At 50.4% G+C, this 17,341-nt stretch carries 18 protein-coding genes; 15 read left to right on the top strand and 3 right to left on the bottom strand.

Features of this window, described 5'->3' with window-relative positions; genetic code table 11:
* The first annotated feature begins 176 nt into the window (after window positions 1-176).
* A complete protein-coding gene (locus H6F91_RS27835) occupies window positions 177-296 on the top strand; it encodes an IS1-like element transposase (protein ID WP_242035648.1) in 120 nt (39 codons plus the stop codon).
* A 5-nt stretch (window positions 297-301) separates the two neighbouring features.
* A complete protein-coding gene (locus H6F91_RS27830; protein WP_242035647.1) occupies window positions 302-643 on the top strand; it encodes an IS1 family transposase in 342 nt (113 codons plus the stop codon).
* A gap of 428 nt (window positions 644-1,071) precedes the next feature.
* Here H6F91_RS27830 and H6F91_RS05475 read toward each other — a convergent pair whose 3' ends face one another.
* Both H6F91_RS05475 and H6F91_RS05470 read right to left on the bottom strand, forming a co-directional pair.
* On the bottom strand, window positions 1,072-1,734 hold the full coding sequence (locus H6F91_RS05475) for a class I SAM-dependent methyltransferase (RefSeq protein ID WP_190773707.1): 663 nt from the start codon (window positions 1,732-1,734) through the stop codon (window positions 1,072-1,074).
* Window positions 1,735-1,883: 149 nt separating this feature from the next.
* On the bottom strand, window positions 1,884-2,495 hold the full coding sequence (locus H6F91_RS05470; RefSeq protein WP_190773706.1) for a thioredoxin family protein: 612 nt from the start codon (window positions 2,493-2,495) through the stop codon (window positions 1,884-1,886).
* Between the two features lie 763 nt (window positions 2,496-3,258).
* Between H6F91_RS05470 and H6F91_RS05465 the strand changes: the two genes are divergently transcribed.
* The 6 genes from H6F91_RS05465 to H6F91_RS05440 all read left to right on the top strand — a co-directional run bounded on the left by H6F91_RS05465 (window position 3,259) and on the right by H6F91_RS05440 (window position 9,453).
* A complete protein-coding gene (locus tag H6F91_RS05465) occupies window positions 3,259-4,062 on the top strand; it encodes an ATP-binding cassette domain-containing protein (RefSeq protein WP_190773705.1) in 804 nt (267 codons plus the stop codon).
* A 127-nt stretch (window positions 4,063-4,189) separates the two neighbouring features.
* Entirely contained in the window at window positions 4,190-5,776 is a 1,587-nt protein-coding gene (locus tag H6F91_RS05460; protein WP_242035646.1) for an FAD-binding protein, read from the top strand.
* Window positions 5,773-6,117 carry a 4Fe-4S binding protein gene (locus tag H6F91_RS05455; protein ID WP_190773703.1) on the top strand — a complete coding sequence of 115 codons (345 nt, stop codon included), beginning with the start codon at window positions 5,773-5,775 and terminating at the stop codon, window positions 6,115-6,117. The genes H6F91_RS05460 and H6F91_RS05455 overlap by 4 nt, the downstream gene beginning before the upstream one ends.
* Window positions 6,118-6,270: 153 nt before the next feature.
* Window positions 6,271-7,290 carry an ABC transporter substrate-binding protein gene (locus H6F91_RS05450; RefSeq protein WP_190773702.1) on the top strand — a complete coding sequence of 340 codons (1,020 nt, stop codon included), beginning with the start codon at window positions 6,271-6,273 and terminating at the stop codon, window positions 7,288-7,290.
* A gap of 81 nt (window positions 7,291-7,371) precedes the next feature.
* Window positions 7,372-8,178: an ABC transporter permease subunit gene (locus H6F91_RS05445; protein ID WP_190773701.1), complete on the top strand. Its 807-nt coding sequence runs from the start codon at window positions 7,372-7,374 to the stop codon at window positions 8,176-8,178.
* A 3-nt stretch (window positions 8,179-8,181) separates the two neighbouring features.
* Window positions 8,182-9,453, top strand: coding sequence for an MFS transporter (locus H6F91_RS05440; protein ID WP_190773700.1), 1,272 nt, complete (start codon window positions 8,182-8,184; stop codon window positions 9,451-9,453).
* A gap of 214 nt (window positions 9,454-9,667) precedes the next feature.
* Here the strand turns inward: H6F91_RS05440 and H6F91_RS05435 are convergent, their stop codons facing one another.
* Complete coding sequence (locus tag H6F91_RS05435) at window positions 9,668-9,985, bottom strand: hypothetical protein (RefSeq protein ID WP_190773699.1); 318 nt, start codon at window positions 9,983-9,985, stop codon at window positions 9,668-9,670.
* A 167-nt stretch (window positions 9,986-10,152) separates the two neighbouring features.
* On the opposite strand from H6F91_RS05435, the gene H6F91_RS05430 reads away from it, so the two are divergent.
* From H6F91_RS05430 to H6F91_RS05400, 7 genes are all read left to right on the top strand, one after another.
* A complete protein-coding gene (locus tag H6F91_RS05430) occupies window positions 10,153-10,686 on the top strand; it encodes an OsmC family protein (RefSeq protein ID WP_190773698.1) in 534 nt (177 codons plus the stop codon).
* Between the two features lie 5 nt (window positions 10,687-10,691).
* Entirely contained in the window at window positions 10,692-11,858 is a 1,167-nt protein-coding gene (locus H6F91_RS05425; RefSeq protein ID WP_190773697.1) for an acyl-CoA dehydrogenase family protein, read from the top strand.
* A gap of 90 nt (window positions 11,859-11,948) precedes the next feature.
* Window positions 11,949-12,812, top strand: a complete 864-nt coding sequence (locus H6F91_RS05420; protein ID WP_190773696.1) for an ABC transporter ATP-binding protein — start codon at window positions 11,949-11,951, stop codon at window positions 12,810-12,812.
* 36 nt (window positions 12,813-12,848) lie between these two features.
* A complete protein-coding gene (locus H6F91_RS05415; RefSeq protein ID WP_190773695.1) occupies window positions 12,849-14,117 on the top strand; it encodes an ABC transporter substrate-binding protein in 1,269 nt (422 codons plus the stop codon).
* Window positions 14,118-14,123: 6 nt separating this feature from the next.
* Complete coding sequence (locus tag H6F91_RS05410) at window positions 14,124-14,909, top strand: ABC transporter permease (protein ID WP_190773694.1); 786 nt, start codon at window positions 14,124-14,126, stop codon at window positions 14,907-14,909.
* Between the two features lie 173 nt (window positions 14,910-15,082).
* Complete coding sequence (locus H6F91_RS05405; protein ID WP_190773693.1) at window positions 15,083-15,682, top strand: TetR/AcrR family transcriptional regulator; 600 nt, start codon at window positions 15,083-15,085, stop codon at window positions 15,680-15,682.
* Between the two features lie 103 nt (window positions 15,683-15,785).
* The gene (locus tag H6F91_RS05400) at window positions 15,786-16,457 is read left to right on the top strand and encodes a methyltransferase domain-containing protein (protein ID WP_190773692.1); all 672 of its coding nucleotides are present in this window, start codon (window positions 15,786-15,788) and stop codon (window positions 16,455-16,457) included.
* The last annotated feature ends 884 nt before the right edge of the window (window positions 16,458-17,341 follow it).

Here is a 17,341-nt window from a genome sequence, read left to right as displayed (position 1 = left end):
TATGCCATCCTAGATGGCCTCTGCATGCGGGGGAGCAGACGTGGTCAAACATCCAAAATCAGCCGAAGGCAAACAGCGTTATTAAGTGTCATCACCAAGACTGTACATTAAGCACCTTCATTCGGCATTATTCCTATAAAGGATATCTTCCTGAGGTCAAGCATCAAGTGGCGAATATGGCTGTCAATGGCAGTGGCATCCGTGACACGGCTCGGGTACTGGGCATTAGTCCCACCACTGTCATTGAGGAATTAAAAAATCTTGTCATCTGGTTCCCGTTAACGAAGCATTGTTAGAGCAGTTGCCTCACCCCCAGCAACGTGAAATCATCCTGCAGCAGGTGGATGAAGCCGAAATAGACGAGATGTGGAGCTTTGTGGGAAGAAAGAAGCAGGAACGCTGGTTATGGCATGCGATCGATCATCAAACGGGTAAAATCCTAGCTTACGTCTTGGCTCCTCATATCGATGTTGCATTGAAAGAATTAATGGTGCTGCTTGCTCCTTTTGGTATTCGTCGCTTTTATACTGACCGATGGGGAGCCTATGCCAGAATTCTTGATGAGGACCAACATGAAGTGGGTAAGCACTATACCCAAAAGATTGAACGCAAGCATCTCAATGTACGAACTCGGATTAAATGATTAGCGCGGAAAACGATTTGTTTTTCCACGTCTGAATGGTTACACGATATCGTCATCGGTTATTCATACACCGTTACGAATTTGGTCGTGCTGTTTAGCACCATCCACAGGTCTAGAACACTACCCTCATTTTTAGCCACGGACTTAGGAGATTTCCAGTAATGAAATTACCCCCCAGAATGTTGGTGCTTTGCCCGCGAAGCGGGCAAAGCACCAACATTCTGGGTAAATTCTTATGCAGAAACCTCCTTAACCTCCAAGACAGTATCTGTACTTAGGGTCTTGGGATGATTTTGCAACTTATCCCACGCTTTTTTGAGGCACAACCCATGCCACTCAGGATCTCGACAACGTTGTTCAAGCCCTGCAGGGCTGCAGGGCTGCAGTTGTCACCATCAAAAATCTGGATGAATGAGTTTTGTCATCCCCTACTGCTTAAATGCCAGCGTTAACCCATCACCAATTGGAACCAAGCTCAAGAAGATGCGATCGTCCTCTTGCAATTGCTGATTAAACTCTCGCAAGATAACCGTTTGTTGATCTTGAATATCGGGTTGTGCGACTCGGCCTGACCAAAGCACATTATCGATCGCAATCAAACCACCCGGTCGGATTAGTTGTAGTAGCTTTTCATAGTAGTAACTGTAATTATCTTTATCCGCATCAATGAAAGCAAAATCGAATGTATTTGCTTCACCATTTGCAAGTAACTGGTCCAAGGTTTCTAGGGCAGGAGCGAGGCGTAGATTAATCTTGTGGTCGACTCCGGCGGCTTGCCAGTAGCGGCGAGCTACCTGGGTAAACTCTTCACTAACATCACAGGCGATTAGTTGCCCTTTGGGAGGTAGTGCTAATGCAATTCGCAATGCACTGTATCCGGTAAATACCCCAAGTTCTAAAGCTTTTTTAGCTCCGAGTAGTTGCACTAACAAAGCCATAAATTGGCCCTGTTCAGGGGCAATTTGCATATTAGCTTTAGGATGTCGTGCAGTTTCCTCCCGAAGCTGAAACAGAATTTCGGGCTCCCGTAGCGAAACAGAGAGAAGGTAATCGTAAAGTTGATTGTCGAGAGAAATTGTTTTATTCGCCATACCATTACCTCTGAAATGTTTGGAAGATAAATCCGTTTCAGGATGCCGTTAAAAAAGCGGGTATAGTGGCACACTAATACCCGCGCCCATCAAACACAATACGCGATGCTGCTATACCACAACGGATGCAACGATGTTAAGCTACCAGCCTAAGAGGCCGTGCCCACAGGGATAGCTTCACTGTTGTAGTAAGACGGTTCATTCCCCACTTTCCATTTGATGTTGCAGCCAATGCTGGGCTTTTGTTCTGACAGGACTGCTTGATCCGCGAGAATGGCATCAATGGCGTTTCTCAAGTCCTGACCTGTAACAGAAACTTCATTACTGGGGCGGCTATCGTCGAATTGGCCACGGTAAACGAGTTTGCGATCGCCATCAAACAGGAAGAAATCCGGTGTACAGGCGGCGTTGTAGGCCTTAGCAATTTCTTGAGTTTCGTCAAATACAAAGGGAAAGTTAAAGGATGCAGCTTCGGCAAACGCCTTAACTTTATCCGGAGCATCATCGGGATAATGGGTGGGATCATTAGAGCTGATAGCAACAATTCCCAAGCTCTGCTTAGCGTAATCTTGTCCAAGCTTTGCTAAGCCCTGTTGAATATGTTTAACAAAGGGACAGTGGGGGCTGGCAAAGATCACAAGAAGTGCTTTCCGATCGGAGAAATCTGTTAAGGAAATTTCCTTTCCAGATACAACATCTGGAAGCTGAAAATTGGGAGCGATCGTCCCTAAAGCCAACATTGTAGAAGCTGTTTTCGGCATAGAAACCTTTTAACTGGACACAATGGGTTTGAGAGGAAATTGCAGCATGAATACTCTGCAATAAAGGCTGAGGTAGTAGTAAAAATCCCTTTTAAGGAAAAAGATTGCTTCTTGTATTCAGGATCACAGAGGCAAGTAACCTGATACCAAAATGCTACCGAACAATAAATAACCATAGACATCAAGTAAAAACTTGTATCCCGAGTCACATGAATCAATAAATATGAAAAAGTAATTAAATACTTCAATGTTGACCAAGCCACATTTCAAGAATTGAAAGAGTTCTCCGATTGATAGAACCTTGGGTTTGAAAGGCATTTAGTTCAGGTGATAAAAACTATTTCGGATAACCTTCTCTCTCATAATTTGTAGTTATTCGTATACTGAGTCACACCTAAAAACTAGATATAAATGAAAACTACTTGTATTGGTAAAACTTGAGAAGAGTGGTTGAGTTTTTAGAGAAATAGAGTATAGTTTGGCTTAATCCCGGAGAGGAAGGTGAATATTTTTCATATTCTTCTTGTTGGGTTAAAATCGGATTTTTGTTGAAGTGAAGCTGTCGCTATTCTTGTTATTTCTTTCAGATCTAACCAGGCTTACAGGAAGACCTTTTCAGCCACACTTACCTGAAGAGTTGTGAATGATGGCAAGAGTTGCTTGTGCCGACCTTAACCAGCCTTGGACTGCAATATTTTATTTTCGCAAAGTTGTGACCTGCACAACAATTTTATGAAGCTATTTAGATCAAGGAGATTCATTTATGGCCTGGAATCATAACAGTAGCTATTTGCAAATTCACAATTTAACAAAACGCTATGACAACAACGCTGTTTTGAAGGGCGTTAATTTAGAGGTGATGCCTGGGGAATTTGTTGCGATCGTTGGACGTAGTGGTTGTGGCAAAAGTACATTGCTGCGTTTGCTGGCGGGTCTGGAGAAGCCAAGCCAGGGGCAAATTCTAGTTAATGGACAGCCTGTCAATGACCTGAACGGAGCAACACGGGTAATGTTCCAGAATGCTCGACTTCTGCCATGGAAACGGGTGTTGGATAATGTGGGCATGGGCCTACTGCATCATCGTCGAGATTGGCGAAAGCGGGCGGAGTATGTTCTGCATCAAGTGGGCCTGGGGGAAAAAGTTCGAGAGTATCCTGCGTTCCTATCCGGTGGGCAGCGCCAACGGGTTGCCCTGGCCCGAGCTCTGGCCAGTAATCCATCGCTGCTACTGCTCGATGAGCCGTTGAGTGCTCTCGATGCCCTGACTCGGCTTGAAATGCAGCGGCTTGTAGAAGAGCTGTGGCAAGCCCAGCAATTCACAACATTGCTAGTGACCCACGATATTCAAGAGGCTGTTTTATTGGGCGATCGCATCGTCCTCATCGATCAGGGCCAGATTGCTCTGGAGGTTGTGGTCTCACTGCCACGCCCCCGAGACCCCGGGCATCCAGAGTTTACAGCAACGGTTCAGCAGATTCTCAAGCGTGTCATGAGCCGTACTGAGGAAACTCTGGTAACGAACGATTTAACCCTCGGCCCTTTGGCAGAAGTTCTGCTAGGCACATGATTTTGAGTGCACGAAGATATTTCTTCTGAATCTACAAAGCCATGTTTTCGGCGTTACAGCATGTTTGATTTTAGTCTCGATAGTTATGGCAAATATTTCTTCAAACCCTTCACGTTGTGTCACAAGTATGCCATTGCGGACTGATGTATTAGTCATTGGAGGTGGGCCTGCGGGAGCATGGGCAGCCTGGAGCGCAGCATCTCAAGGGGCCAACGTCATTCTGGTGGAGAAGGGATATTGTGGTACCAGTGGAGCAACCGCTTCAACTGGTAGTACTGTCTGGTATGTCCCACCGATTGAGGAAAAGCGCCAGGCTGTGATTGAAAAGCGATTGCTCCTCAGTGGCGAACTGGCTGATCGCTCCTGGATGTACCGTGTTTTAGAACAAACTCATCAAGGTGTTCATAACCTGGAAACCTGGGGGTATCCCTTTCCCCTGGATGACCAAGGGCAGGTCTATCGGCGATCGCTTCAAGGCCCTGAATACATGCGTCTCATGCGCCGTCAGGTCATTCGAGCCGGGGTAAAAATTTTTGACCACAGCCCTGCCCTGGAACTTCTTGTCACGACGGATGGAACCGTTGCTGGAGCCGCAGGGATTCACCGTCAGAGCGGTGAACGTTGGACGGTGCTGGCAGGGGCCGTGGTGATTGCCTCTGGAGGCTGTGCATTTCTGAGCAAGGCTTTGGGATGTAATGTGCTCACTGGGGATGGTTACCTGATGGCTGCGGAGGCGGGAAGCGAACTCTCTGGAATGGAGTTTTCCAATGTTTATGGCATTGTGGCTCAAGGGGCTTCGGTTACCAAAAACGCTTTCTTTCGCTGGGCAACATTTACGACGGAGGATGGCTCGCTAATCGAAGGGGCTAACGCCGGTAAAGGCCGCCCATTGATTGCCCGAACGTTGTTGAAGCAGCCCGTCTATGCCCAACTGGAGGCCGATGAGCGCACGAAAGCAGCAATGCGGCGGGCACAACCCAACTTCTTCCTCCCCTTCGATCGCACCAGTATTGATCCATTTAGCCAACGCTTTCCTATTACGCTACGCCTGGAAGGCACTGTACGGGGAACGGGGGGCTTGCGCATTGTGGATGAATCTTGCGCTACATCGGTGCCGGGTTTGTATGCTGCGGGAGATGCAGCCAGCCGAGAAATTATCTGCGGTGGAACCTCAGGAGGCGGCAGCTTAAATGCGGCGTGGGCGATTTCATCGGGTACCTGGTCAGGGGCGGCGGCGGCGCGATTTGCACAAAGTTTGGGGGCACGGCTGGGCGATCGCCCCATCTTCCACCTCAACGGAGCCGGGCTCACCTCCTCAAGTTATAAAGAAGCATTGCTTCCCAATCAGGTCGTCAGCGGAGTACAGGATGAAGTCTTTCCCTACGATCGCAACCTGTTCCGTAGCGAGCAATCCCTCAAAAATTCCATTAGTCGCCTGGATAACCTGTGGCAAACCCTGAACCAGGGGCTAGCCTTCTCCCCCGACCAGGCGCTTCGAGCACGGGAAGCGGTCGCGATGACAGCCACTGCTCGATGGATGTATAACACGGCCTTGCAACGCAAGGAAAGCCGAGGGATGCACAAACGCGAAGACTATCCAGACCTGGATCAAACGCAGAACCATCGCTTGATCAGTTGGGGACTCGATCGCGTTTGGGTAGAACCGAACGGGCGATCGCAATCATCCCTTGTAAAGGAGGCTGTAGCACTGTGATTGAACTTGTTATTCAATCCCGTTGCATCGGGTGTGACCTGTGCGTCAAAGTTTGTCCCACAAATGTTTTTGAGGCGGTGGAGGGGGCGGCTCCGGCGATCGCTCGTCAGCAGGATTGTCAAACCTGTTTTATGTGCGAGGTGTATTGTCCTGTGGATGCTCTTTATGTGGCACCGGACGCGGATCAGCCCTCTAGGATGGATGAGGGGGCGATCGTGGAGTCTGGTTTTGTGGGTAGCTATCGAGAGGCCGTTGGTTGGGGCAAAGGGCGTACTCCTGGAGCGGCGATCGATGAGTCCTACTATACTCACCGTTTTATGGAAGCACTGAACAATCGTTAATCCTTTGCGGTTAAGGGTTACCAGTTAAATAGCTTGTGGGGTGGGTATCTTGCCTGCCTGGAATTTGGGCGGGCAAGATACCCACCCCACAAAGATTACTTACTCTGTAGGTGCTGTTTTTTTGCTTTGTAGTTCATTTACAGATTTGGCGTTATGGCATACACAATTTCTTCTTCTCGGCGTTTTACTTCCTGGTTCGCAGCAAGTCTTTCCCTTTCCTTAACGTTGTTAACAAGTTGTACAACTCCGTCAACCAATAGTTCTAATACAGCATCAACGACGCAAGCATCTTCGACTGAAGCTGTTACCCTGCGTATTGGTTTCACCGCAGCCGATGGAGGCAAATTACCCATTGGCCCCATTGGTTGGGCCGAGCACAAAGGCTACTTGGATGATGCCCTTGCAGATGTGGGTATAAGCGACGTTCAATTCGCTGGTTTTGATAGTGGCCCAGCGGTCAACGAAGCCGTTGCAGCGAGCGAACTAGACATATCGATGAACGGAGATACCCCAGCGATCGTAGGTAAAACCAATGGTTTAAGAACTCGTCTGGTCAATCTTAATCAAGTCGGTATTAACGTCTATTTGATCAGTAAAAAAGATGGGCCAACCTCCCTGGAGCAATTGAAGGGGAAAACAGTGGGTGTCCGGGTGGGCGCAATTCCGCACCGCTATTTAGTTGGTGTTCTGGAAAAGACAGGCTTAAGTGATGTAAAACTGGTCAATCTCAACAATAGTGAGGGAGAAGCCGCCTTGGCTCGGGGGGATATTGATGCCTACGCGGCGACCTCTGCTCTTGCCTTTCGTCTCAAATCCCAGGGGTATACCGTCATTGATGAAGCTGCCAATCATGCAGATCTAACCGGCTCCAATATCACCAGCATTACTGAAGAGTTTTTGAAAGAACATCCGGATTTCGTCCAGAAATGGTACGAGGTGATTCAAAAAGCTACCGATGAGATTAAGTCAAACCCTCAAGCCTATTACCAATTTGTCAGTGAGATTAACGACCAACCTCTCGATGTGTCTGAATTCACCTCACCCACTGACCTTTACCCATCTGAACCGTTACCAGCCGATGGACTTGAACGACTCCGCAAAACCCAACAGTTTCTCGTTGATGAAAAAATCGTGAAGTCTCAATTCCCCTTTGATGAGTGGGTATATCGCTAAGTCGATAGTCGAAATGATTCTTGTTCATGTCCATAGCGCATGAACAAGAATCACCTTGTATTCGCACTTTTGGAATGAAAAATGGCCCAACAACGTTCCTGGAAAGGAAAGCTGTGGCAGCGTTCTAAACCCTGGGTTATGCCTGTGGCGCTGCTACTAATCTGGCAACTTCTGGCACAACTGGGATGGTTACGAGTTGAATTGATGCCTCCACCATCCAGCGTTTTGAGTGCAACAGTTGAATTAATTGAAAGTGGTGAGTTGCTGCATCACATGGCTGTTAGCTCAGCCCGAGCGGTTGCTGGCTTCATTGTGGGAGGTGGCTTTGGCTTTTTGTTAGGGCTACTGAATGGGCTCTCTCGCAGCGCCGAAGAATATCTCGATGCATCTATGCAAATGCTTCGCAATATTCCCAACCTGGCGATGGTCCCCCTGGCTATTCTCTGGTTTGGAATTCATGAGGAATCTAAGCTATTTCTAGTGGCGATTGGTGTCTTTTTCCCGATTTACATGAATACATTTCATGGAGTTCGCAGTGTTGACCCAGAACTTATTGAAATGTCAAAGGTTTATGGTCTGCGTTCCTGGAATTTGTTCTGGCATGTAATCTTGCCGGGTGCAATGTCATCTATTCTGATTGGATTTCGCCATTCCTTAGGCATTACCTGGGTCACCATTATAGTGGCTGAGACGATCGCCGCTGACTCTGGCATTGGCTACCTGGCAACCCAGGGTCGCGAGTTTCTGCGTACGGACATCGTGATGCTATGCGTCATTCTGTATGCTCTGCTCGGTAAACTTGCTGATTCCGCCGCTCGGATGTTGGAGCAGTCCTGGTTGCGCTGGCACCCAGGGTATCAAAATCCTCGTCTGAACGAAGCCGGTTAATTCATGCCACTGCTACAACATCGCAAGCGAGGCCTGAACCTGTCTGCCTTTCAGTCCCGCAACTATCGTTTATTTTTTCTAGGACAGGGCCTGTCTATGACGGGCACCTTCATGACTCAAATCGCTACGGTTTGGATCATTTACGACCTGACCCATTCGGCCCTTTTACTGGGAATAACCGGCTTTCTGGGGCAGCTCCCGACCTTCCTGCTTGCCCCCTTTTCTGGTGTTCTGGCCGATCGCTGGAACCGCCATCGTCTTCTGATCTTGATCCAGCTTCTAGGCCTGGTCAACTCAGCCCTTCTCACCCTACTTAACTACTCCAATCACCTTTCCCCGATCGCTCTCATTCTCCTCAGCACTGTAGCAGGGCTCATGCGGGGATTAGATGTGCCCGTTCGGCAAGCGTTTGTGATTGAGATGGTCGATCGCCGGGAAGATTTGACCAGTGCGATCGCCCTCAACTCTGCCTTGATCAATGCCGCTCGTTTGGTTGGGCCTGCCATTGCGGGTGTGTTGATTGCAGCAGTTGGTGCAGGTAGTTGCTTTCTGCTGGATACCCTCAGTTATGGCGTTGTAATTGCGGCTCTGATGCTGATGCAGGTGAAGGAACAGCGATCGCAGGAAGGGCAATCGGCAAATATGTGGCAACGGCTCCGGGAAGGTTGGAACTATGCTTACCATTTCCTTCCGATTCGCTCTCTATTGCTGCTGCTGGCAACAATGAGCCTACTCGGCATGTCTTACCTGACGCTTTTGCCCATTGTTGCGGTGGATATTTTAGGCGGTGGCTCCGAAACCCTTGGATTTCTCACAGCTGCATCGGGGGTCGGTGCGTTGACAGCTGCTATTTACCTGAGTTCTCGCCATACGGTTGTGGGACTGGTCAGACTGATCGCCTGCTGTCCTGCGTTGCTCGGTGTAAGCCTGATTGTTTTTTCTCAATCTCGTATACTTTGGTTTTCTCTGCTTCTGATGGGCGTTGCAGGGTTTAGCTCAATTTTACAAGCGGCCTCAACCAACACTGTTATCCAGACGATTGTTGATGACAGTAAACGGGGGCGAGTCATGAGCTTTTATGCCATGTCCTTTATGGGAATGGCTCCCTTTGGCCATCTTTTGCTGGGAAGCTTAGCCAGTTTGATTGGAACACCCAACACACTTATTCTAGGCGGATGCTGCTGCGTTATTAGCTCGCTCATATTTGCCAAACAATTACCCCATCTGCGACAGATCGTTTATCCCATTTATGTCAATTTAGGAATTTTGTCCTAACGATGCCAGTAATTCTCATTTTGGAATCAGGCCCGAAAATTGCCCATCGAAGGTGGGCAGTTCTCGGCTTTGAAACCCATGATGAGAATTGCTGTAATGATGGAGCATCTCCATCCCCTGTTGCCTGGAACTGGTGCCAGAAATGATTACCGCTGAGCCAGAGAAAATAGAGCAACTCCAGCCACCGCAACTATTAGAGGTTGGCCTATCAGGTTCAGGAACAGCAGCACAGCCCCATAGATGCTTGACTAGGAGTGCAGTTCTGCCCTGCTATCTGGGCTTGCTGTATTGCCCGCCGCTGGTACTCAGGCAGCACCGCATTGTAAGCCCAAAAATTGAATGTTCTGAATCTTGGCGAGCTGCTGGTTCTTTTTGCAAAGATGACAATGCGATCGCGCAGCATTACCCAACCACGCCAACGCGAGAATTTTTCAAGCTCAATCGAATTTAAATTCAATTTGAATTTAAATTCACTTGAAATTGATTTAGATATGTGCGACTCTTCTACATGTGCTGCTTCTTGCTCGGCCAAGGTGCTCAGATAGCCTTAATTCAGGCATGAAATCAGTTCATTGCTTAGATTCGATTGCTAGCTGCTGCTCTTTGGTTAGAGCATGAGCGGGCTTAAAGATGTCCTGTTGTACACAGGCTTTTTTCTGACGCTCCTACTAAATAGAACGTTCTAGTTGAATAAAAACCATGCCTGAATCAACGGTAGAAACTCAAACACTTCGCCCTGTAAGCCTGGATGGGCTGCATCAACTGGCGGAAAAAGCGAAAAGCAATCCCCATCAGATTGCTACGGTCAAGGCTAAAACGGTTTGCGAAGGGCAGTTTCGCAACCTCAACTACGTGCGAAATTTGCCAGCTCACGTAATTGATGAGCCTCCCACGCTGCTGGGACAGGATACCGCCCCCAATCCTTCAGAGGCAGTATTAGCAGCCCTTGGGTCCTGCCTATCGGTAGGCATTCACGCCAACGCCATTATTCGCGGGATTCACCTCACCAAGCTGGAGCTGCACCTGGAGGGAGACATTAATATCACTGGGGTTTGGGGTATTGGTGACCTGTCCGAGAAGCGCCTGGGATTTAGCGATATTCGGGTCAAGGTCGATCTGGAGGGCGACGCCAGCCGAGAAGAACTTGATGCGCTGGTGGCTCATGCCAATGCCTGGTCACCCGTGGCCAATACGCTGCGATTGCCAGTCAATGTCGAAGTTTCCCTGGCTTGAACCTGATGGATACTAATGCCCTACTGGAAAAGGTTGCTCCCCTAGCTTCTAAGGTACGGACGCCTGAGCCTTTCTCTCTAGAAACTGTCAAAGCAACCGTGGCGCAAACCCTGGCTCCTGCAGCCGCCACCATTGATGCCCAGGGTATTTATCCCCGCGAGTTTATGCAGCAGTTGGGACACTTAGGGGGCTTTGGGCAAACAGTGACCCCTGCGTTTGGTGGCCAGGGGCAGGGGTTTCGCTCAGCCATACAGGTGATTGAGACGGTTTCTCAAGCCTGTCTTTGCACAGGGTTTATCACCTGGTGCCATATCGCCTGCGTTTGGTACACGCAGAATAGCGAGAACCTGGCTCTTAAACAAGCGCTTTTACCTGCGATCGCCACTGGCACACAGTTTGCGGCCACGGGGTTATCGAACCCGATGAAGCACTTTGCTGCCATCGAAAAAATCGCGCTGGTGGCGGAGCGCCGCGCCGGGGGATATGTAATTAATGGCCTGCTACCCTGGGTGTCAAACCTGGGGCCGGGGCACGTCTTTGCCGTAGCCGCTCAAATTGCCGGAACTGAGGACTACTTAATGGCTGTTGTGAGCGATCGCATTCCCGGCCTCACCCTCAAACCAACGGCGCATTTCATTGCTCTAGAAGGAAGCAACACCTTTAGCTGCCAGTTTCGCGATGTCTTTGTGGCTGATGAATGGGTACTGGCGGCCCCCTGTGCCGATTACATTGAGCGGATCAAGTCGGGCTTTGTACTGGCTCAGGTGGGGATGGGTCTGGGGTTGGTTCAGGCCTGTGTCGAGAGTATGGAGCGATCGAATCGCCGCTATGGTCATGTGAATGGCTATCTGGATGATTCTTATGATGCGATCGCCCCTGATCTGGAGAGGCTGCGGGCACAAACTTATGCACTGGCGGATCACCTCAATGGTGATTCAGCCCCATCGTCGCCAGGGTTCTTTCGCCAGGTGGTTCAGGCCCGAGCCGATGCGTCGGTGCTGTCTTTGAGAGCTGCTCAAGCCGCGATGCTCCATGCCGGGGCCAGAAGCTACTTGCTCGATAGCCCAGAAGCCCGACGGCTACGGGAAGCTAATTTTGTGGCCATTGTCACACCAGCGCTCAAGCATTTGAAAAAACTGCTGAAGACCCTACCCGACGCGCCAACGGCTTGAGCAGCAGGCTTGTTGCAAACGTCTGTAATTTTGCTGTCCAGCCCAATCGCCCCGATTTCCTAATAAGAACTTTTTTCAAGGGAGGTGGCTATGACCACTGAACCGCGCTCGTTCTTCTCGCATACGGCTGCAATTTCTCCTCTGCCCACTCAGTCCTATGCCTCTGAGGCATCCCCTGCTTTGATGGTGCGGGGCTTAGGCAAGCAGTACGTCACGCCCAAGAGGCGGCTCACCGTTTTTGATGGGATTGATCTGGATGTTCAACCGGGAGAACTGGTTTGTCTGCTAGGCCCTAGTGGTTGCGGCAAGTCGTCTCTGCTGCTGACCATTGCCGGATTGCAATCGGCGGATCGGGGGGATGTGTGGGTTGAGGGGCAGGCGATTCGCTCTCCTCATCCCAGTATTGGCCTGATGTTTCAGGAGGCGGCGTTGCTGCCCTGGCTAACGGTGCAGCAAAACATAGCGGTGGGGCTTCAGCTCCGGCATATGCCGCGTCTGTCTCGACCCGCGTTGCGCAGCCGCATTGATCAAGCGCTCCTGAGTGTGGGGTTGCAGGATTTTCGCTACAGCTACCCGCACCAGTTGTCTGGCGGTATGGCTCAGCGAGTGGCGATCGCCCGCACCATTGCCCGCCAACCCCGGCTGCTGCTCATGGATGAGCCCTTTAGCGCGCTCGATGCGATTACCCGCCTGGAGATGCAGCAGCTCTTGCTCAACATCATTGCTCAGCAGCACTGTGCCGTTTTGCTCGTCACTCACGACATTGATGAGGCGCTTTTGCTGAGCGATCGCATTTTGCTTATGGGCCGCAATCCCGGACATATTTATCAATCCTGGCGAGTGACGGCGGCTCAGCCGCGACTACGCCACACCCAAGATCTGATGACTCTGCGCGCTGAGATCTTGGCAGCTCTCTCTGATGTCATGGCTGAGCCTGCTGCTATGACGGTTTAACCTCCACAATCCTGACAAAATTTCTTTGCAAGTATCATGCTCAATTCCCTGTGCGCCTGCTGCGGCATTAATCGCCGCGACTTTCTCAAACTGGCCTCACTTTTTTCCGGCTCAGCCGTCCTCAGTGCGGCTGTAGGCGGCTGCAACTCTCAGCCGACCGCTTCTGTCGGAACCACTGCAGGTGGCCAGCCCAACACATCCGGCGGATTGGATCAGCCGGTTAAGATTGGTTATTTGCCCATTCTTGATGCCTCCCCCCTGCTCATTGCCCATGCCCAAAAGCTGTACGAAGCGGAAGGGCTGGCCGCCGAGCAGCCCGTATTGTTTCGATCTTGGGCAGCCATCGTGGAAGCCTTTTTAGCGCGTCAGGTTAATGTGGTGCATCTGCTTAGCCCGGTTACGGTATGGCTGCGCTATGGTCGCCAGTTGCCCGGCAAAATTGTCGCCTGGAACCATACCGATGGCTCAGCCCTGACGGTACAGCCCGAAATTAACCAGGTTGAAGACCTGGGGGGACAAACTGTTGCCGTTCCCTTCTGGTACTCGATCCACAACGTAGTGCTACAACAATTGCTCACTCAAGCCGGGTTAACGGTGGTACGCAAGGCTGAGAACGAAACCATTGCCCCCAATGAAGTGAACCTGGTGGTGCTGCCGCCGCCCGAAATGGTTTCTGCCCTGGCTAACAAGAGCATTGCGGGCTACATCGTTGCCGAACCCTTTAATGCGGCTGGGGAAACCTCTAAAGCTGGTAAGGTACTCCGCTTTACGGGCGATGTTTGGCGAAATCACGCCTGCTGCGTCGTCTTTTTGCACGAAGACGACATTACGCAGCGGCCCCAATGGACTCAGGGCGTCGTCAATGCCATTGTCAAAAGCCAGCACTGGATGCGCGATCACCGTTCCGAGGCGGCCCAAATTCTCGCTAAGGAAAACGGTTCCTACACGCCTCACCCCGAAGCTGTGCTGCAAAAGGTGCTAACCGGCTTCGACTCAGCCGCCTATGCCAAGCAAGGAGCCATCCAGCATCCAGAATGGGCCGCTCAGCGAATTGATTTTCAACCCTTCCCCTTCCCCTCCTATACCGAGGAACTGGTGCGTCTGCTTCAGCAAACCCAGGTTGAAGGCGAAACGGCTTTTCTAAAGCAGCTCAACCCTACGGAAGTCGCCCGAGATCTGGTTGATGATTCCTTCGTGAAGCAGGCTCTACAGCAGGTAGGCGGCCCACAAGCCTTTGGCATACCGGAATCTTTGCTACGAGAAGAAACCTTCAAAGCCCAGCGCAGCCTGTCCTTCCTCGGTTAATATCCCATGCCTGACTCCCTCACCCGCCCATCTCAGCAAAGGTTGCGGCTCGCCATTCCGCTTCCCCTTTGGGGTGTCCTGGCGAGTGTGCTGCTGTGGTGGCTCGCCACGACGCCTGTGCTGCATTCTAGCCTCGTACTGCATGACTTTTCGCCTGAACGAGCCTTTGCAGCGACACTGCAACTGTTAACGTCAGGGGCGATCGCCCCTCACATCTGGGCCAGTCTGCGACGAGTATTTGTGGGCCTTGCCACAGCGACCATTCTGGGAATTCCTCTAGGGTTACTGGTAGGGCTGTCGCGCCCGATAGAGCAGTCGACCTCTGTGCTGTTTCAGTTTGTTCGCATGATTTCGCCCCTTTCCTGGATGCCCATTGCGGTAATGGCGTTTGGCATTGGGGATATGCCGGTCTACTTTTTGCTCACCATTGCCGCTATCTGGCCGCTGATGTTGAGCACAGCAGCAGGTGTAGCCGCGGTCGATCGCCGCTGGCTGCTGCTATCGCGCAGCCTGTGCGCTACGCGAGGGGAGACGGTGCGCAAGATTATTGTGCCGGCGATCGCCCCTCACATCCTGACGGGCCTGCGCCTTGCCATCGGGATTATCTGGATCGTGCTGGTGCCTGCCGAAATGCTGGGAGTCAGGGCTGGGCTGGGATATTACATTTTGGATACGCGCGATCGCCTGGCCTACTCCGAATTAGTGGCTGTAATTTTAATCATTGGCCTGATTGGCTACCTGCTGGACACGGGCTTTCGTGCAGCGAGCCGAGCATGGCATCATGAAGGTTGAATCATCACCCTATCATCAGTCCGTTTAGCATTATATTTGTTGCCAAGAACTGGTGTTGCAAACACCAAACTTTGCAACATGGGGGTTTGGGGACTTCGCCCCCAAGAAGGGATTTCACCCCTTCACCCCTTACAAAACTTTCGTTTTGCTGTACTAGGAATTGAGAACCAGGCATGGTTAATCGCAAACGCACACGCGAAGACATTCTGGAGGCCATGCTTGGGAGCGTTCACCAGAAAGGACTCAACAGCATCGGGCTGACTGAACTCTTGAAAGTCAGCGGAGCCTCGTCGGGCAGTTTCTATCACTACTTTGCTTCTAAAGATGAGCTGGGCCATGCGCTGATCGACTTTGATTGGCACCGTCTTAAAAACACTCTCATCGATCCTGCCACCGATCACTCTGATGACCCTATTGCACAGATTCTCTGGATGATTGATGTCTTGGAAGGTAAGCATTTGCAATCCAACGGCTGCTTTGGGTGCTTCCTCGGCAACCTGGTGGTGGATTTAGCCGAGTACAACCCTTCATTTCGAGAGCATTTGATTGCCGTGTTTGATCAGTGGCAGCAGGCGTTCGCCAGTCGGTTAACCCTAGGCAAATCTCAGTTAAAAGCTGAGGTCGTACCCGAAACTCTGGCAGAAGAAATGCTTACAGTCATCCAGGGAGTGTTATTGCTGGGGCGGTTGTATCAGCAGCCCAATCGACTGAAAGCCGGATTTAATCAAGTACGTCAGCTTTTCTATAGCGCACTGCAACAGCCTCCTGTTTAGTGGCGTTGCCAATCCAAGTATATTTTTATGGTGTGAAACCTTCGGCTTTACGTCACAAAAACATATCCCATTAAGTCATAGACCTGTTTAGCAGCCCGTCAATATGGAAACTTTGGTTCAGCAGCAGTATGACAAGCTAGCAGCTATTTATGACAGGCGTTGGAAGTCCTACATCACTCGCACGCTAACGTTTCTTGAAGCATGGACACAGATAGAACCACAGGAATCCGTTTTAGATGTTGCTTGTGGGACTGGAGAGTTTGAGCGGCGAGTTCTAAAGAAAAATCCAGACCACATCATATTGGGAGTTGACTTTTCTGAGAACATGCTGGCTTTGGCTCGTAAGAAGTGCCAGGACTATCGTAATGTCCGGTTTGAGGCTGCCTCTGCGACAGCGATTCCTGCACCTGCTCAAGCCTATGATGTCGTGGTTTGTGCGAATGCTTTTCACTACTTTGAGCAGCCAGAGCAGGCATTACAGGAGATGGGGCGAGTTCTAAAACCCGAAGGCCGGCTTGTCATCCTAGATTGGTGCCGAGATTTCTGGGCCTGCCAACTCTGCGACTGGTTGCTCAAGTTGATTGACCCCGCTCATCAGCGCTGTTACACCCAAGCTGAACTAAACTCGATGCTGGAGTCAGCCGATTTTCATATCCAACAGAGCCGAAGAATACGATTTGGCTTAGTTTGGGGGTTAATGGTTGCAACTGCTGTTCCTCAAGTCATTATGTCGCAAATATCGGTCGTTTATCCTACTAAGGAGATTTCCAGATAAGAACTTCCCCATTATTTGGGAAAAAGGCGCGGCTTCGCCGCGCCTTTTTCCTAAATAATGGGGATATTGTTTCTCAGGAACCTCCTCAGTTCGCATCACCTTAACAGAGACGGAATTGGGGACGAAGAAGGTTAGGACTTTTGCAGATGCCTGCTAGAGGCACTCGGATCTGCTGTTCTAAAAGAAATCACTATCCTTCGGCTGGACCTATGGAAAAACCCGCTCTGAAAATCAGAACGGGTTAGCGTATGGAGAATCAAACCATGAATTCTTGTCGGCTCGACACAGGACTTTAGTTGATCCTTGCGTGTCGGAAAACTTTCGTCTGGGGAGACTATGCTTATAGTCGCATTCCCTAATCTTTGTCTATACCGCAGGTTCACCCGAATCTATCGCTGTGGCCGATGGGTTGAATCCGTATACTCTCGGATGAGCGATCACAGCCACAAGCCGAATCCTTAGTTTCGGTGTGGACAACAAAAAGATAGAGGCGAGACATTTGGTAGGTATTTGAAGAGATAGGGGATTAGAGAGCAGGGAAAACGGTAGAAGCTATCCCCTAAACGCTTCAACTGGTTCTACAAAGCTTCATAGTCGCTCTTATAGACTGTTAGGTAGCAGTGTGTTGTTGAATCTTCAGATTTATGATGAAAGAGGACTCAATTATTGTGCACGACCACCGGACGGTTCAGTTGCAGTGACCCGAACCTTCAGCAAATTCCCCGCAATCAAGGAATGCGCCGTTGCTTTGTCCCTGCACCCCAACACAAACTAGTACTCAGCGGCTTAAGTTTGCCTATGATTAGAGGGTTGCACTGCTCCCTAAGATTATGCCTGGACTCCGCCCTCCAGTTTTGACCCTTAGCCCCAGCGACCAAGCAGCT

It is taken from the genome of Leptolyngbya sp. FACHB-8 (assembly GCF_014695575.1).
Lineage (GTDB): Bacteria > Cyanobacteriota > Cyanobacteriia > Elainellales > Elainellaceae > Vacuolonema.
The sequence above is the reverse complement of the archived record's forward strand: the minus strand, read 5'-3'. Positions and strand labels throughout refer to the sequence as shown.

Coding starts and splice junctions, on each gene's coding strand:
- H6F91_RS27835 (WP_242035648.1), top strand. CDS start 177: ATGGCTGTCAATGGCAGTGGCATCCGTGACACGGCTCGGGTACTGGGC.
- H6F91_RS05475 (WP_190773707.1), bottom strand. CDS start 1,734: ATGGCGAATAAAACAATTTCTCTCGACAATCAACTTTACGATTACCTT.
- H6F91_RS05470 (WP_190773706.1), bottom strand. CDS start 2,495: ATGCCGAAAACAGCTTCTACAATGTTGGCTTTAGGGACGATCGCTCCC.
- H6F91_RS05465 (WP_190773705.1), top strand. CDS start 3,259: ATGGCCTGGAATCATAACAGTAGCTATTTGCAAATTCACAATTTAACA.
- H6F91_RS05460 (WP_242035646.1), top strand. CDS start 4,190: ATGCCATTGCGGACTGATGTATTAGTCATTGGAGGTGGGCCTGCGGGA.
- H6F91_RS05450 (WP_190773702.1), top strand. CDS start 6,271: ATGGCATACACAATTTCTTCTTCTCGGCGTTTTACTTCCTGGTTCGCA.
- H6F91_RS05445 (WP_190773701.1), top strand. CDS start 7,372: ATGGCCCAACAACGTTCCTGGAAAGGAAAGCTGTGGCAGCGTTCTAAA.
- H6F91_RS05440 (WP_190773700.1), top strand. CDS start 8,182: ATGCCACTGCTACAACATCGCAAGCGAGGCCTGAACCTGTCTGCCTTT.
- H6F91_RS05430 (WP_190773698.1), top strand. CDS start 10,153: ATGCCTGAATCAACGGTAGAAACTCAAACACTTCGCCCTGTAAGCCTG.
- H6F91_RS05425 (WP_190773697.1), top strand. CDS start 10,692: ATGGATACTAATGCCCTACTGGAAAAGGTTGCTCCCCTAGCTTCTAAG.
- H6F91_RS05420 (WP_190773696.1), top strand. CDS start 11,949: ATGACCACTGAACCGCGCTCGTTCTTCTCGCATACGGCTGCAATTTCT.
- H6F91_RS05415 (WP_190773695.1), top strand. CDS start 12,849: ATGCTCAATTCCCTGTGCGCCTGCTGCGGCATTAATCGCCGCGACTTT.
- H6F91_RS05410 (WP_190773694.1), top strand. CDS start 14,124: ATGCCTGACTCCCTCACCCGCCCATCTCAGCAAAGGTTGCGGCTCGCC.
- H6F91_RS05405 (WP_190773693.1), top strand. CDS start 15,083: ATGGTTAATCGCAAACGCACACGCGAAGACATTCTGGAGGCCATGCTT.
- H6F91_RS05400 (WP_190773692.1), top strand. CDS start 15,786: ATGGAAACTTTGGTTCAGCAGCAGTATGACAAGCTAGCAGCTATTTAT.